This is a genomic window from Moraxella sp. CTOTU46934 (assembly GCF_031979465.1).
Taxonomy (GTDB): Bacteria; Pseudomonadota; Gammaproteobacteria; order Pseudomonadales; family Moraxellaceae; genus Faucicola; species Faucicola tetraodonis.
Window position 1 is genome coordinate 214,496 of record NZ_DALZEG010000003.1, and the last position, 15,754, is coordinate 230,249.

General features: G+C 42.0%; 13 protein-coding genes and 1 pseudogene. 4 read left to right on the top strand and 10 right to left on the bottom strand.

Features of this window, described 5'->3' with window-relative positions; genetic code table 11:
- Positions 1-108: 108 nt before the first annotated feature.
- From fdx to RTN07_RS04670, 8 genes and pseudogenes are all read right to left on the bottom strand, one after another.
- Positions 109-447 carry an ISC system 2Fe-2S type ferredoxin gene (gene fdx, locus RTN07_RS04635; RefSeq protein ID WP_036597564.1) on the bottom strand — a complete coding sequence of 113 codons (339 nt, stop codon included), beginning with the start codon at positions 445-447 and terminating at the stop codon, positions 109-111.
- A 39-nt stretch (positions 448-486) separates the two neighbouring features.
- Positions 487-2,436 (bottom strand): Fe-S protein assembly chaperone HscA, encoded by a 1,950-nt coding sequence (gene hscA, locus RTN07_RS04640; protein ID WP_312176178.1) that lies wholly within the window; start codon positions 2,434-2,436, stop codon positions 487-489.
- A 178-nt stretch (positions 2,437-2,614) separates the two neighbouring features.
- Positions 2,615-3,247, bottom strand: a complete 633-nt coding sequence (locus RTN07_RS04645) for a Fe-S protein assembly co-chaperone HscB (RefSeq protein WP_312176180.1) — start codon at positions 3,245-3,247, stop codon at positions 2,615-2,617.
- Positions 3,248-3,299: 52 nt separating this feature from the next.
- On the bottom strand, positions 3,300-3,620 hold the full coding sequence (gene iscA, locus RTN07_RS04650) for an iron-sulfur cluster assembly protein IscA (RefSeq protein ID WP_050324431.1): 321 nt from the start codon (positions 3,618-3,620) through the stop codon (positions 3,300-3,302).
- A 108-nt stretch (positions 3,621-3,728) separates the two neighbouring features.
- A complete protein-coding gene (iscU, locus tag RTN07_RS04655) occupies positions 3,729-4,112 on the bottom strand; it encodes a Fe-S cluster assembly scaffold IscU (protein WP_188875562.1) in 384 nt (127 codons plus the stop codon).
- Positions 4,113-4,213: 101 nt separating this feature from the next.
- Entirely contained in the window at positions 4,214-5,431 is a 1,218-nt protein-coding gene (locus RTN07_RS04660; protein WP_312176183.1) for an IscS subfamily cysteine desulfurase, read from the bottom strand.
- Between the two features lie 152 nt (positions 5,432-5,583).
- Positions 5,584-6,015, bottom strand: a pseudogene (locus RTN07_RS04665) (Rrf2 family transcriptional regulator); the annotation flags it as partial.
- 206 nt (positions 6,016-6,221) lie between these two features.
- Positions 6,222-6,884 (bottom strand): hypothetical protein, encoded by a 663-nt coding sequence (locus RTN07_RS04670; RefSeq protein WP_312176186.1) that lies wholly within the window; start codon positions 6,882-6,884, stop codon positions 6,222-6,224.
- 449 nt (positions 6,885-7,333) lie between these two features.
- Here RTN07_RS04670 and RTN07_RS04675 point away from each other — a divergent pair, with 449 nt between their 5' ends.
- Complete coding sequence (locus RTN07_RS04675; RefSeq protein ID WP_007116691.1) at positions 7,334-7,606, top strand: HU family DNA-binding protein; 273 nt, start codon at positions 7,334-7,336, stop codon at positions 7,604-7,606.
- A gap of 167 nt (positions 7,607-7,773) precedes the next feature.
- On the opposite strand, the gene RTN07_RS04680 is transcribed toward RTN07_RS04675, so the two are convergent.
- Both RTN07_RS04680 and RTN07_RS04685 read right to left on the bottom strand, forming a co-directional pair.
- Positions 7,774-10,830, bottom strand: coding sequence for a lytic transglycosylase (locus tag RTN07_RS04680; RefSeq protein ID WP_312176187.1), 3,057 nt, complete (start codon positions 10,828-10,830; stop codon positions 7,774-7,776).
- 227 nt (positions 10,831-11,057) lie between these two features.
- A complete protein-coding gene (locus tag RTN07_RS04685) occupies positions 11,058-11,567 on the bottom strand; it encodes a hypothetical protein (protein WP_312176191.1) in 510 nt (169 codons plus the stop codon).
- Positions 11,568-11,913: 346 nt separating this feature from the next.
- Here RTN07_RS04685 and yajC point away from each other — a divergent pair, with 346 nt between their 5' ends.
- From yajC to secF, 3 genes are all read left to right on the top strand, one after another.
- Positions 11,914-12,258: a preprotein translocase subunit YajC gene (yajC, locus tag RTN07_RS04690; protein WP_081454568.1), complete on the top strand. Its 345-nt coding sequence runs from the start codon at positions 11,914-11,916 to the stop codon at positions 12,256-12,258.
- Between the two features lie 154 nt (positions 12,259-12,412).
- Entirely contained in the window at positions 12,413-14,308 is a 1,896-nt protein-coding gene (secD, locus tag RTN07_RS04695; RefSeq protein ID WP_312176195.1) for a protein translocase subunit SecD, read from the top strand.
- A gap of 10 nt (positions 14,309-14,318) precedes the next feature.
- The gene (gene secF, locus RTN07_RS04700; RefSeq protein ID WP_312176198.1) at positions 14,319-15,569 is read left to right on the top strand and encodes a protein translocase subunit SecF; all 1,251 of its coding nucleotides are present in this window, start codon (positions 14,319-14,321) and stop codon (positions 15,567-15,569) included.
- Positions 15,570-15,754 lie beyond the last annotated feature (185 nt).

Here is a 15,754-nt window from a genome sequence, read left to right on the forward strand (position 1 = left end):
AATGAGTCAGCGCTTTGCTCTAGCAATAACGAGTGTTTAGCGATACGTAGCGCTATAAAAAAAAGGCTTACTAACCATGATTAGTAAGCCTTTTTTTATTGGTTGGTATTAATGATTTTCAGAGGCGTGATTGATGGTATATTTTGGAATTTCAATCGTCAAATCTTGATCTTCGATGATGACTTGGCAAGACAATCTTGAATCTGGCTCTAGACCCCAAGCACGATCTAGCAAATCAGCTTCGATATCATCCATTTCCTCTAAACTATTAAACCCTTTTCGCACGATAACATGGCAAGTAGTACAAGCTTTTGACATATCACAAGCATGCTCAATTTTCACGCCTTTTTCTAGCAAACCACGGCATAGATTATCGCCTTCATTGAGTTCAATCTCTGCGCCAGTAGGGCAAATTTGGTGATGCGGTAATACAGTAATTTTTGGCATAGCAATCTCTTAACAATTAATAGTCTTATGTATTCAAAATTAATTTGACCAATCCGCGGTTGAAGTGCCTTTCATGGTTTCATTGACCGCTTGGTTCATGATAAGTGCAGCAAAATCATCACTATGAACTTTTAGCTGCGCGCTCGCTGTTTCTAACTGGGCTTGTTCAGCAGCATCAATCGCCTGTTGAACATCAGCCATCGAGGTTTGCAGCGTATTTTTCTGCGCATCGCTTAACAAAAAGCCAAATTCTTCAAGCGCAGATGCTAGCGCCAATAATTCTCGTTTTGCTTCTACCTGACTTTCAATCAAGCTGCGCTGCAGTCGATCTTGCATGGCAAAATCAAAGCCTGCTTTGAGCAGTTTTTCCTGCTCATCTTCTGACAACCCGTAAGACGGCTTGACTTGAATTTGGCTTGCTTTGCCCGTTGTCAACTCTTTAGCCCCGACTGTTAACTGACCATTGGCATCAATTTGAAAAGTGACTTCGATACGCGCCAACCCTGCTTTCATCGCTGGAATGTCAGTCAGTTTAAACTGCCCTAACGAGCGATTGTCAGCCACCGTATCGCGTTCACCTTGTACCACATGGATAATCATACCATTTTGGTTATCTTGATAGGTTGTGAATACCTGTTTACGCGTCACAGGAATGGGCGTGTTACGCGGAATAATCACTTCAGTGAGACCGCCCATGGTCTCAAGCCCCAAGGATAAAGGCGTGACATCAAGCAGTAACACCGTATTTTGCTGTTGTCCGATTAATTGGTCGGCATATTTGGCTGCGCCTAATGCGACGACTTCATCTGGATTGATGCGTGACAGTGGCGGCTGATTAAACGTTTCTGCCACGATTTGCTGAATCAATGGCATTCGTGTCGAACCACCTACCAATACCACTTCATTAAGCTGGGACGTTTCAAGTCCAGCATCACGTAGTACTTGCGCACAAACCGCTAATGTACGGTCAGTCACAGGCTGGATGATTTGACGAAGATTGCTTTGAGTTAACACAATATCAAAATTTTGACCGCTGATTGAAAGCTCGGCAGTCACTTGGTCTGCTTTTGACAACTGCTCTTTAAGCGTGCGAGCCTGTACGTTTAGCAGCTGTTTTTGATGGTTATCAATGTTTGATGGATTCAAGCCTGTTTGTTGAATCAGCCAATTAGCAATCAAACGGTCAATATCATCGCCGCCCAGTGCGCTATTACCGCCCGTTGCCAGCACTTCATACACACCGTGATTGAGCTTTAACACTGATACGTCAAACGTGCCCCCGCCCAAATCATAAATGAGATGATAAGCTTCGTCTTGTGCTTGGTTCAGCCCATACGCCATCGCAGCAGCCGTCGGCTCGTTTAATAAGCGAATCACATGAATGCCTGCCAATTTAGCCGCATCCTTAGTCGCTTGGCGCTGTGCTTCATCAAAATAAGCCGGCACCGTAATCACCGCGCCCACAATACTATTGTCAGGTAACGCCAATTTTGCCCGATCATACAGATGTTTTAACAGGATACTTGATACTTCAACAGGGTTTTTCGCACCTTGTGGGGTTTGGATACTTGGCATGACATCGACATCACCGACTAATTCGTAAGGATGATTAAACTTAATATCCTTGATGCTTCGACCCATAAACCGTTTGACCGAGCGTACAGTATGATTGGGTGCTTGTTCTGCCATTGCTTCAGCATGACTACCTACCAAAGTTTCTGGATTGCCATTGTTATCTAAGCCAAAATACACCACCGAGGGCAAAAGCTTTTGGCAATCGATACCTTTTACCTGATTAGCACTTTGACTGTCGTCATTGTCATTGGCGTTAGATTGACACTCACTAACTTTATCGCCAATCACTTGTGGCTCACCTGAACGCACTACCGCTACCAGTGAGCGCGTGGTTCCTAAATCAATTCCTAAAGCAAAACGATGCGCATGGGGCTTGGCACTTTGATTGGGTTCAGCGATTTGTAATAACGACATAAATTGGACCAATTAAAAAATAGAAAAAATAATTTGAAAATAAAACCAGCTTAGTTTATATCTTTAGCTTAGTTTGTATCTTTATAGAAAGTCAAAACGGATGGTATTATAAATTAAAAATATGATAAACCAAATAAAACTTAACCAATGCTAGGACGACTTACTCTTTAATAATGAATTACACATACAAATCGTCATCATTATCAAAATTTTGCTTGGCTAATTCATCGGTGGTTTTTGCCACATCTGCTTGCAGTTTAACCAAAAACTGTAGTTTTTGAATGATATCTATCGCTTGCTTGGTTAAGGCATCATCATTGGCCTCAGCTGCATCTGAGTTATCAATTTTTTGATAAACTTCGTCAAAAGCAAGCTGATAATTACTTAGCCATTCGGTAAGTTTTTTGCTAAGCAAGGTAATACTTTGGCTATCGGCATCGTCTAAATCGATGCGAAATGACATGGCATCGTCTAAAAAGTCCAAATCACGAATCGGCTGATTAATAGATTGTGAAATGCCTTTGAGTGCCAATAAATGTGTCGCGCGCGAATCGGGGTTTTTAAGCGTATTATAAGCTTCATTAATAATAGCAGACGCTTGCTCAGGCTTTAGTGAGGATAATTTGGCGATTGATTCACGCAAAAAACCATCGGTATTAGCAGATAGCAAAAGGTTTTGCTCAGCTACAGACGCATCAAGATTAGTATCAGGATGGAACTTAGATTGAAGCTGGCGAAGGGTCTGCTGAAGCTTGGCTATATCAATTTGATAGTGTTGGGGTACATTCATCAACTCAAAATAATTAACCATTTTCAATTTCCCCTACCGAGCCATCAATATACTGACAAAAAAATATTAAAAACTAAACGGTGAAAGATTCACCACAGCCACACTCACCTTTTTGGTTTGGATTACTAAATTTAAAGCCTTCATTGAGACCTTCTTTGACAAAATCCATTTTCAAACCATTAAGATAAACCAAGCTTTTTGGATCGACAAATACACTAACCCCGTTGCTTTCAAAACGTTGGTCGTTAGGGTCTGGCTCATCGACAAATTCCAGCACATACGCTAAGCCAGAACAACCTGCGGTTCGGATACCTACGCGGATACCTTCGCCATGACCACGGTTTTGTAAAAAATCGCGTACATGTTCAGCTGCATCGTTTGATAATTCAATCACTTTACTACCCCATCTACTAATTTCAATCTTTAAGCGACTCACTTTAAGTAACTGAGCCAAAGTCTTATTGAGGATGAATCAATAAGACTGTGACAATCGTGAAATCAATCAAGCTTCAGATTTGGATTTATAATCTTCAATCGCTGCTTTAATGGCGTCTTCTGCCAGCACTGAGCAGTGCACTTTAACCGGTGGCAATGCCAGCTCCTCTGCGATATCTTTGTTTTTAATTGCGCTAGCTTCATCCAGGGTTTTGCCTTTAAGCCACTCTGTCACCAATGAGCTTGAGGCAATGGCTGAACCACAACCATAGGTTTTAAAGCGCGCATCTTCAATGATACCGTTATCACCCACTTGGATTTGCAGGCGCATCACATCTCCACACGCTGGGGCACCGACCATACCGGTACCGACATTTTTGGCATCTTTATCTAAGTTTCCCACATTTCGTGGATTTTCATAATGGTCAAGCACTTTATCACTGTAGGCCATTTCATTTTCCTTTTGGCTGGTTACGTTAAACGTAACTGACTAATCTTTACTTATTAATTTGATTGAATAAATTTTTAATGGAAATTAATTTTTAATTCAAATTAATGTTCATTCCATTCCACACTATTTAAATCAACGCCTTCTTTATACATATCCCAAAGCGGTGATAAAGCGCGTAATTTTTCAACCGCGGTTCGCATCTCAGCAATCGCATGGTCAACATCTTCTTCGGTGGTATAACGTCCCAAACTAAAACGAATTGAACTGTGAGCAAGCTCATCTGATAATCCAATCGCACGTAATACGTAGGAAGGCTCAAGCGTCGCTGATGTACAAGCAGAACCAGACGACACGGCAAAATCTTTCAATGACATCATCAACGATTCGCCTTCTACAAAGTTAAAGCTGATGTTGACGATATTTGGGATGCTGTGATTGATGTCACCATTAAGATAAACCTCATCAAGCTCTTTTAAGCCATCCCACAGACGTTGGCGCAGTTTTGTCAGTCTGGCTTCATCTTCTGCCATACGTTTGCCCGCAATGGCAAAGGCTTCACCCATTCCTACAATCTGATGCGTTGCCAAAGTACCTGAACGCATACCACGCTCATGACCACCACCTTGCATTTGTGATTTTAGACGCACACGTGGTTTACGTCGAACATATAGCGCACCAATACCTTTAGGACCATAAATTTTATGCCCAGAAAAACTCATCAAATCAACTTTTAATTGCTCTAAATCAATCGGGGTTTTACCGGCTGCCTGTGCCGCATCGACATGAAAAATAATACCTTTTTCACGTGTGATTTCACCAATCGCCGCAACATCTGTTAAAGTGCCAAGTTCGTTGTTAACCATCATTAGGGTCACTAAAATAGTATCTTCACGAATAGCGTCTTTAACTTGGTCAACCGTAATCAGACCTGTCTTTGGCTGTGGGTCTAAATAGGTGATTTCAAAACCTTCTGTTTCTAATTCACGGCAGACGTCTAGCACGGCTTTATGTTCAATTTTACTGGTAATAATGTGTTTGCCTTTACCACTATAAAACTGTGCCACCCCTTTAATCGCTAAATTGTCTGACTCAGTAGCACCTGAAGTAAATACAATTTCACGTGGATCGGCGTTGATTAACTCCGCGATTTGCTCGCGTGCGGTTTCAACTGCTTCTTCCGCTTGCCAACCAAACCCATGTGAACGTGAGGCAGGATTACCAAACACGCCATCAAAGGTCATGTATTTCATCATCTTTTGGGCGACTTGCTCATCAATTGGTGTAGTCGCGGCATAATCTAAATAGACTAATTTATTCATGCTAACAAATTCTCCCCGGAATTTTGTTGTAAGGTTTTGCTGTTGTTACTAACTTTATTGCTGATTTTCTTTGATCGTTGCGATACGGGTGCCTCTGTCATTGGGTTTACCGCAGACTGATTTTTATCCTGCATGTCTTCAACCATTAAAATTTGACGCTCAGAAATTTCACGGATAATTTGACGGTTGATGAGCGTATCTAGTGTCACGGTGGACAAATAGTTTTCAATTTGCTCTGACAAGCCATTCCATAAATCATGGGTTAAACACATAGCGCCATCTTGGCAGTTACCTTTACCTTCGCAAGCTCTGGCATCAACCGACTCATCAACTGCTGAAATAATACTCATAATTGAGATTTCATTGATGGGTTTGGCAATATGGTAACCACCTGATGCCCCACGAGTGCTTACCACCAAACCTTTTTTACGCAGCTTTGAAAACAACTGCTCAAGATAAGAAATAGAAATCTCTTGACGTTTTGCGATATCAGACAATGACACAGCCAATTCATGTTTTTGCTCTTGCAATGCCAAATCTAGCAGCGCCGTCACTGCATAGCGTCCTCGGGTTGTCAATCGCATAATAGCCCCACTTAAGTTAAAAATTTAAATCTGTTCAAGCATCGTAAATTGTGAAAACGCGTTTTATGGTTGGTAGGACTATTATATGAAAATCCGAGTCTTTTAGTCAAGATTAATTCTTACTAAAACGCTCGGATTTATTTATTTCTCAGATTTATTTGTTTAATGATAAGCGACTTTAATCAAAGCAATGCAGGCAATAGTTGTTATTTTACTACCCAACCAATCGCACAAATGATGAATAATACAAAAAATGCAATTGCCGCGCGTTTCATCCATTTATTTTTACTTTTTAATTCTACAATTTGTGCTTCAAGCGCTGTGTTTTGTAGGGCTGCGGCATTAACTTGGCTATTGAGTGCCTCGACTTGTTGTTTATAGTCAGCATCGGTTTTGATAGGTTTTTTGACTTTTTGCTTGTCTTTATCACCTTTGACTGCTTTTGTGATGACTTGTAATAGCTGATTGATACCAATTTGATGTAAAAAAGCCTTCACCTCTGCCATCTTTTGTGCTTCGCCGCGGATTTGTAGCTGCTCGATGGCTTTGGGCTGGTTGGTAAATAAATTCTGGGCGATTTGCCAAGTAAAGCCATTGATGGTCACATCGACCTGCTGAGAAGGCTGTAATTGACTGTCTAACAAAATGCCGTTAACGGTAAAAGTCACATAAAAAGTGACGCTTGGGATATAAGCGTGAATACGAACGACGGTATTGGTAGTGGCTAAAGGATAAACAGTCTTACGAAGATCTGCATCAAAACGTAGCAACAGGGTCAGCAAGGTTTCAATAATCACTAATACCACATTGAGCGCTGTCGTGGCTATATTGCTTGGGGCATTGGTCGAAGTTTGAAAATTATCGTTCATTAAATTTCCACAAAATTAATCAAATATGGGTTTTGTAATTTGTCGATAGTGTAACTTCAAAAGGTTGTTAATAACATTAATTATTGTAAGTCTGGTATAAAACAATGCTAGTCGTTCAATATTCATATTGGCTGCTAATAAAAGCATAATGGCTAGATTGATTTTAGCCATATGGTTTTATATAACAAGTTTTAGCGATTTTTGTTGAAAAAAAATGTTATCGTTTGGTGTGCTAACCACTATATTTTGCAAAAACACGTTAATCAATGCTTAATTCCACAGAAATTATGCTTAAACTGCTTGTGAAGCCGTTGGAGTTTACTTATAATCGAATCATAATTACTTATGCAGCACTTGATACTTAAGGCTTTGAGCCTAATTAATTGCCAAGCGTGTGCTTTGTATATATAACGTTTATTTTCATCCCTAAAAATTTGAAGGATATTCTTATGAATAAGTCAGAATTAGTTGATAGCATTGCTAAAAAAAGTGGTCTTTCTAAAGCCCAATCAACTGAAGCATTAAATGCCTTTATTGCAACGATTGGCGAAGCAATGAAAGCCAATGATACCGTGTCACTGGTTGGCTTTGGTACGTTTAGCGTGAAAGAACGCCAAGCACGTACAGGTCGTAACCCACAGACTAAAGAAGAAATTCAAATTCCAGCAAGCAAAGTGCCAAGCTTTAAAGCAGGTAAAAGTTTAAAAGATATGGTTAACTAATTAACCCTATATCTAAAAAAGGCGTATTTTTAATTAAATACGCTTTTTTATTGCCTATTATTTCCTTGCTAAGTATAAAAACTAAACTATAAAAACTGGGCAAAAACTTAAGTAAAAAACCACTATTTTTACATAGTGGTTTTCTTATTTTATAAACTATAGTTAACCTATTTTGGCACCGTAATGATTTGACCCACTTTTAGCGAGGCCGTTGGTGACAAGTTATTTAAGCTAGCCAGTTCTTTAGGGCTGATGCCAAAGCGTCCTGCCAAAGAAATTAAGCCTTCGCCTGCTTTGACTTTATAGGTTGTTGTGGTTTTCGGGATTTTGATGTTTTGACCAATCAATAACGACTCATTACCTTTTAAGTTATTTAAAGCGGCAAGTTCGCTTTTGGAAACGCCATATTTTGCACTCAAGTTTGTCAGGCTATCACCAGATTTTACTTGGTAGCTTTGCGTATCACCACGGCTATATTTGCTTACTGGTTTTGACGCTGGCTTGTTATCATCCTCTGATTGGGCGTCTTTGGCTGCTTTGGTCTCTTTTTTTGTTTCTTTTTTGCTCTCTGGTTTTGCAGAGTCCTGCTTGCTCATCGGTTCGCGGGTCGCTGTCACACTAGCCACCGTACCCAATCCTGCTTGAGGAATAACCAGTTTTTGCCCTTGAATTAAGTTGGCTGTGGGTTTTAGATAATTGGCTTTCGCCAAGTCTGCTACCGTTAAATCAAAGTTATTGGCGACACTACCTAAACTATCACCTGGACGTACTGCGTAGGTAATCGATTTGCCAGCTAGCGCATATTTGACCTTTTCAACTGTGACAGGCACGATGATGACTTGTCCTTTTTGCACACGATAATTGGTGTTAAAACCGTTGACATCGGCAATGTCTTTGGGCGATACGGACAGTCGATCAGCGATACCCGACAAGGTATCACCCGTCTGAACCGTATAACGACTTGATACCGGTTGCACTTCAGCTCTAGCAGGGGCAGGCTTTTGCGCTGCGGGCTGTGCCACTGGCGGCTCTGGCATTTTGTCTGGAATTAACCACAAGTTTTGGTTGGTACGCACTTGATAAGTGACTGGTAAATTATTGAATTTTGCTAACTCACTGACATTTAGATCAAACTTGTCGGCGATGCCTGTCAAGGTATCCCCCGCTTGCACGATATAGCTATTGGCTTTACGTTTTGGCGCTTCTGCTACTTTGGGTTCGATAGGCTTGGCGTTGTATAAGTAAAGTGTTGAACCTGCTAGCAAGGCAGCATTTGGGTCAATTTGGTTCCATTCAGCGATATCTCGCCAATTTACACCCATGCGACTGGCGATATTTGCCAAGGTGTCGCCAGCTTTGACTTGATAGGTGCTGCGTGTGCCACTTGGACGTTTTTTGGCAGCTTGCTTGCTAACTGTGACAGCTTTGCTTTCACTGGTGGTATTGGATTTGCTCGTGGTCGCTTGCGCCGTGTTTGGGGCTTTGCCATTTAAGCTCGACGCTTGGGTAATTTTGACCTCTTTTGGCAACACCACTGGCGGTTCTTCGTAACTGAGTTTTTTGGTTTCGCCTTTGGCTTCTAGCACAGATTGCTGGGTCTGAATAGCATTGAGCTTGATATTACCATCGGTAGGGTTAATCGCTTGCTCTACTTGGGGTGCGGTTTTTTCAATTTCTTTAGCAATCAAGTTACGCTCTTGATTGGATAAAGGCGGCTCTTGCACCACGGTGTTGTTGGCAGTAACAACGGCTGAAGTGGTTGGTAATGTATTGGTAGACTGCATTTCAGCGGTCACTATTTTTTGCTCAGTGGCGGTAATCGGTGGTTCTTTGATTACTGTATTGCGGCTTTGGATGCTTGACGTACTAGGAATGGGGGCGATATAAGTCGTGGTTTGGTTTTTAACCATACTAGTTGCCATCGCCGCCAAATCGCTGCTAGACGATGGCAAGTTAACTGTTTCTTTTTTGCTATAGGCTTGTTTGGCGGCACTGAGTGAATCACCCTGACTTGTGGTTGTATTTCGGGTTTGGTTGCCAGAGTTTGTGGTCGGTGTGTTATAAGTCGGTGTAACAGTTTTAGGCGTGACATAGCTATTGTTTGCCAAATAACCTTGTTGACTCATATAACCATTACCGCGTAATTGGGTGATTTTACGGTCAACTGACTCATTGAGATCATTGGGAATCAAAATACGGCTTGGGCCCGACATATCTACCGTACCTGCAATCAACGCAGGATTTAGGGCGCGCAGTTCATCGTAGCTTACGCCTGTCAGACTGCCAATTTCATACAAGCTCACGCCAACATTGGCAGGGACACTTCTAAAATGCTGACGGTTCGCAATTGCGGGTAAATACACATTGTAGGTACTCGGATTTTTGACGATTTGCGCCACAGCCAAAAACCGAGGGACATAGTTCATCGTTTCAGTAGGTAATTTGAGCGACCAATAATCCGTTGGTAGACCACGTGCTGCATTATAATTAATCGCGGATTGGACACGGCCTGGACCGGCATTGTACGCTGCCAATGCCAACTCCCAACTCCCAAACTGGTTATACAAAGCCGTCAAAAAGTCATAAGCGGCACGGGTTGACTCAATCACATCGCGTCGACCATCAAAGGTGCTGGTTTGATTCAACCCATAAATACGGCCTGTACTTGGAATAAACTGCCATAACCCTGCAGCAGACGCGTTACTATTGGCATTGGGGTCATAAGAGCTTTCAATCACAGGCAATAATGCCAGTTCTGTTGGGATATTGCGACGTTCAGCTTCGCGCACTGTGTAGTATAAATAGCGGCTAGCACGCGCTGTTAAGCGGTTTAGATAGTCTTGGCGGCTAATAAACCAACTTTTTTGCGCTTCAATACGCGGATCGTACACATTGGAGTTCATACGAAAATTGACGCGCAGCCTATCCCACAAATTACCATAGCGCTGAACCAACAAAGCGTTATTCTCTACCATGGTCATGTCGGTGGCTTCAAGCAGGCCTTCCAGTTCATCCAAACTATCCATATCCAGTAGCGCCGCATTTTCTTGCGCGCTACGCACCGTGCTTTTGCTGTGACTGGATGATCCAATCATGGGTTTACCGGCTGGACTGGTGGTGCTGGTGGTTGGCGCACTGCTACAGGCTGCCAAAATAATAGAGGAAATAGCTAAACTTAACGGTTTGATAGTTTTTTTTGATGAATGGCTTATCGAAAGCAACATGATAATTCCTAGCTCTTTTTTGCAATTTAGATGTAGGACATATATCCATCTCATAGCGTAAAACTATGAAAGAATATAAGCTAAAATTTGACATTATAAATAAAAAAACGGCTGTGATTTCAAGCCAGTGAAATTAAATATTGGCTGAAATTATACTAGAATCCATAAAAAAAGTGGCACAAAACTTTTGTACCACCCTGTTTAACACCACTTTTAATACCACTAAATTAGTGCTTTTCAATCACAAGCTGGCTAATCGCCCTGGACAATAACACTGAGTTACCGCTTTCAACGAAGGTAATACGTGAAGTTGTTACTAAACGTGTCGTTACGTTATTTTCGACGATGACTTCCGTCGTTATCGCATCTGCCTTGGCATGGTTACCGCTAGATACCACATTGTTTAATTGTATATCATAGCCATATCGCGTTGCTTTTGACCAGTTGTTTTGCAAGAGGTTTAGATAATTGCTTTTATTTAAGGTGGTGGTTTTTCCTTTACGCGACACAGATATCAAGGCATCATCAGCCACTAGGCTTGCAACGCGCGAAATGCTCTTAGCATTTGCTGCAGCCGCCATCGCCGCACCGTAATTATCGATATCACGCTGGGTGATTTCAGCATTTGCCAGCGTTGGGGCGGTTAACGAAGTCGCCATGACTAACCCTAACCATAATTTTGACCTTACTTGCTTTCGGATTTTATCAATCGGTTGAAAATTTAACGTGATAGTCATGAGATTTTCCTTCAATTGGTAACACCCAATTGTTTGACCCTAAAAGAAATAATTTGTTACAACTAAGCATAGCATAACCATTAACTTTATTGTTACTTCATTGTTAATAATCAAGCATAAAATAGTGAATAATACTGATAAAATCCTGTGACCATATTATCCAAAATTATCCAAAATCGCTGGATTTTCTACTCACCGTTCATCTTCCTAGCGCTGAATTATTTCAGCAAACAAGGGTTAATCATTTATTAATTTGGCTAAATCGGTTATCATTACAGGTTGTTTTTATCACTGTTTTATGACTAAATCTCAATTTAAGGGTATTTTAACTATGCTACTTACCGCTATTTTAGCATTTATCCAATCTGCCCATGCGGAAGGTGCGGCGGCAGCACCTACTGGAACGGGTGCTTCCACCATTATGCAAATGCTATTACCATTGGCTTTTTTTGCTATTTTTTACTTCATTATTATCCGACCACAAAGCCGTCGTAACAAAGAGCATCGTCAAATGATTGATGCCATTAAAGAAGGCAATGAAGTGGTATTTGCCGGTGGCTTGATGGGAAAAATCAAAAAGCTTCAAGGTGAATATGCGGTTGTTGCATTAAATACTACCCAAGAGGTGATGGTGCAACGAGCCTCAATCATTTCGGTATTGCCTGTGGGTACCATTGATAGTCTTAAATAATTGCTGATGCAGCTCACCTGTCAGGTTGGCGACCTAGCATTCTGTTAAGTTGCCAACTGGCTATTATGATATTGTACTGTCTTGTTGATCGCGGTTAATAGCCCTAGTAGAACAACTAGTTACCTAAAAAAATCAAGTTTAAGAAGTCAAGATTATGCACTACCCTGCTTGGAAATACTTTTTAATCGGCATTGTGCTGCTACTGAGCACCCTGTATGCCCTACCAAACCTTTACCCAGACAAGCCCGCCGTTCAAATCACGGGGGCTTCCGCTAGTACTACATTGACCAATGATGTGCTAAAACAAGCGGAAACCATCCTAAATGCCGCCAATATCCCAACCAAAAACAACAGTTTTGATGGTAAATCAGCTTTGTTAAAAATTGGTGATGAGTCGACTGAAACGCAGCTTAAAGCGCAACAAGTGCTAAAAGAAAAACTTGGTGACAATTATGTTGTGGCGTTGAACTTGGCACAAACCACACCAGCATGGCTACGTAATATTGGCGGCAATCCTATTAAATTAGGGTTGGACTTGCGTGGTGGTGTACGGTTTGTACTAGAAGTCGATATGAGCAAAACCGTCTCTCAGCGTTTGGAAAACTTAGCCCGAGATATCCGTACAGAGCTACGCAACCAAAAAATTGCCGTGACCAATTTACAAGCAGGGCAAAATAATCTGACTTTAAACTTTGTCGATAATGCCGCGCGTGATCAAGCTATTAATGTGTTACGTAGTCGCTTTGGGACAAATTACGAGTTACAGCCGCTCATCAATGCGGCGGGTCCAGCGATTAACATGACTTTGACCCAGTCGACGATTTCACAAATCTCTCAAGATGCGGTCACCCAAAACTTGACGACTTTGCGTAACCGTATTAATGAGCTAGGCGTGGCTGAAGCCGTGGTGCAATCACAAGGTGCTAATCGTATTGTGGTAGAATTACCGGGGGTACAAGATACTGCAGAAGCCAAAAGGGTCATTGGTCGTACCGCCAATCTCGAATTTCGTATGGTTTCTGACCAAAATAATACTTTCCAAGCCAATCCATCTGGGGTATTGCCTGCAGGCACTGAAGCCTACTCATTTGGTGAAGTCGACAGCCCACAAAAAACCTTATTGGAACGTCAAGCTGTGGTCACCGGTCGAAACGTACAGGATGCCCAAGCAGGGATGGATCAAAATGGTCGCCCCCAAGTGAATATCACGCTGGATAACGCGGGTGGTCGTTTGATGCAAAACACCACAGCAAAATCAGTGGGCAAACAAATGGCGGTGCTGTTTATTGAAAATAAGCAGCGTGTCACCTTCCAGCCAGACCCAGTGACGGGTCAAAATAAAGAAGTAAGAACACCTTACGCAGAAAGCCATATTATCAATCAAGCGACCATTCAAGGCGTCTTTGGCTCAACTTTCCAAATCACGGGCTTAGATAGTAATGCAGAAGCCTCAGAGCTGGCTTTGTTACTTCGTGCAGGTGCGCTAGCGGCGCCCATGTATTTTGTTGAAGAACGTACTATTGGTCCATCATTGGGACAAGATAACATCCAAAAAGGTATGTTCTCTACCCAAGTCGGCTACTTACTCGTGTTCTTATTTATGATTATTTTTTATCGTTTATTTGGTTTGATTGCCAATATTGCGTTAATTTTTAACTTAATGATGATTTTAGCCATCATGTCATTGATTGGTTCTGCCCTGACATTGCCGGGTATCGCAGGTATCGTGTTAACCATCGGGATGGCGGTGGATGCCAACGTGCTGATATTTGAACGCATCCGCGAAGAGCTTGCCAACGGCGCCAGACCAAAATCTGCGATTGTGGCAGGTTTTAACCGCGCATTTACCAGTATTTTTGATGCACAGCTGACTACCTTGATTGTCGCATTTATTTTATTTGCGATTGGTACAGGTCCGATTAAAGGTTTTGCTGTCACCTTAGCCATTGGTATTGCCAGCTCTATCTTCACCTCAGTGACCGTCACGCGTGCACTGGTACAGTTAGCTTATGGCTACCGCAAAACTGTCAAACGCCTAAGTATTGGTTAAGGAGCGAATAATGAATGATGACAAGTTAGAGGATCTAGACGGTTTAGATGGCTCAGAACCCATTAACCCCGAGCAAAAACTCTCAGAGCTCGGCGTACGTCGTAGTGATGAAATAGCATCAAATACCCAGCACCGCAAAACGCCGCGCCGTAATGGTAAAGGGGTGAATAAAAATTTGGTCAAGCAACCTGCCAACTCCTCCGATACAACAACCCAAAACGCTGGATTAGCAGTGGCGAACACTGCCAGTGCTGAATTTTCGGCAGAGGATTTTGGCGGTGAAAAATTCTTTGCCGGTCGGCGTATCATTGATTTTTTAAAGGTAGCTAAACCTTTTGCCATATTATCTGCCATCTTAACGATTCTGGCTTTGGTCGCTATTTTAACCAAAGGTTTAAATCTAGGCTTAGATTTTACTGGCGGTGTGTCAGCCACGGTTGTTTATGAACAACCGGTACAACAAGCCCAAGTTCAGTCAGCCTTAACGAGCCATAAAATCAATGACAGTGTGGTGCAATATTTGGGCAGTAACAAAGAAATTCTGGTACGCCTGCCGCCGCAAAAACAAATCGAAGGGTTATCAAACTCTCTCGATACTGCGTTAGATTTACCCAATAACAATGCTAACATCAAGAACATTGACGTGGTTGGCAGTCAAGTAGGTAATGAGATTTATATCAGCTCCTTGGGGGCAACGGCACTGGCATTACTGTGTATGTTTATTTACGTGATGGTGCGCTTCCAAGCCAAATTAGCCTTAGGCGCGGTGTTGGCGTTATTTCATGATAGTATTATCACCGTGGGTATTTTCGCATTTTTTGGCTGGCCATTTGATTTGACCGTGCTTGCCGCGGTGTTATCATTGATTGGTTACTCGATTAACGATACCATCGTCGTCTTTGACCGTATCCGTGAGAATTTTCGCCGTGTCCGTGGTGCTAGCCCAGCGCAAATTGTCAATTTATCGCTCACTGAAACGCTACGTCGTACTATTATGACCATTTCAACAGTGTTGCTGGTGGTGGTCGCGATGCTGCTGCTTGGCGGCGAAAGCTTACATTGGTTCTCTGTAGCATTGCTCATTGGCTTGATTTTAGGTACTTTCTCATCGGTGTATATTGCCAGTGCGATTCCACTGTGGCTCGGTATGTCGCGCAAAGACTTTATTGTCGAAGTCAAACCAGAATTTGTTGAGGACGAAGTGGTTTTTGAAGACCGCAATGCGCCTATCTATGACAACAAAGTATTAGATAATCAATAAATGGTTTAAGCGGCAAAAATACCCTACTTGCTAGGGTATTTTTATGGCTAAAATTTAAACAAGAATAGCAATGATGACAAATGAATTGTAAGCATCCGACCATCCCATCTACCACCATTCTAAAAAATACGAGATAGTGCCCACTAAAAAATGAAGTGGGCACTAGAATGGCACAAATAGACATA

Coding starts and splice junctions, on each gene's coding strand:
- RTN07_RS04660 (WP_312176183.1), bottom strand. CDS start 5,431: ATGAATAAATTAGTCTATTTAGATTATGCCGCGACTACACCAATTGAT.
- RTN07_RS04670 (WP_312176186.1), bottom strand. CDS start 6,884: ATGAACGATAATTTTCAAACTTCGACCAATGCCCCAAGCAATATAGCC.
- secD (WP_312176195.1), top strand. CDS start 12,413: ATGCACTACCCTGCTTGGAAATACTTTTTAATCGGCATTGTGCTGCTA.
- secF (WP_312176198.1), top strand. CDS start 14,319: ATGAATGATGACAAGTTAGAGGATCTAGACGGTTTAGATGGCTCAGAA.
- iscU (WP_188875562.1), bottom strand. CDS start 4,112: ATGGCCTACAGTGATAAAGTGCTTGACCATTATGAAAATCCACGAAAT.
- RTN07_RS04680 (WP_312176187.1), bottom strand. CDS start 10,830: ATGTTGCTTTCGATAAGCCATTCATCAAAAAAAACTATCAAACCGTTA.
- RTN07_RS04685 (WP_312176191.1), bottom strand. CDS start 11,567: ATGACTATCACGTTAAATTTTCAACCGATTGATAAAATCCGAAAGCAA.
- RTN07_RS04675 (WP_007116691.1), top strand. CDS start 7,334: ATGAATAAGTCAGAATTAGTTGATAGCATTGCTAAAAAAAGTGGTCTT.
- RTN07_RS04645 (WP_312176180.1), bottom strand. CDS start 3,247: ATGGTTAATTATTTTGAGTTGATGAATGTACCCCAACACTATCAAATT.
- hscA (WP_312176178.1), bottom strand. CDS start 2,436: ATGTCGTTATTACAAATCGCTGAACCCAATCAAAGTGCCAAGCCCCAT.
- fdx (WP_036597564.1), bottom strand. CDS start 447: ATGCCAAAAATTACTGTATTACCGCATCACCAAATTTGCCCTACTGGC.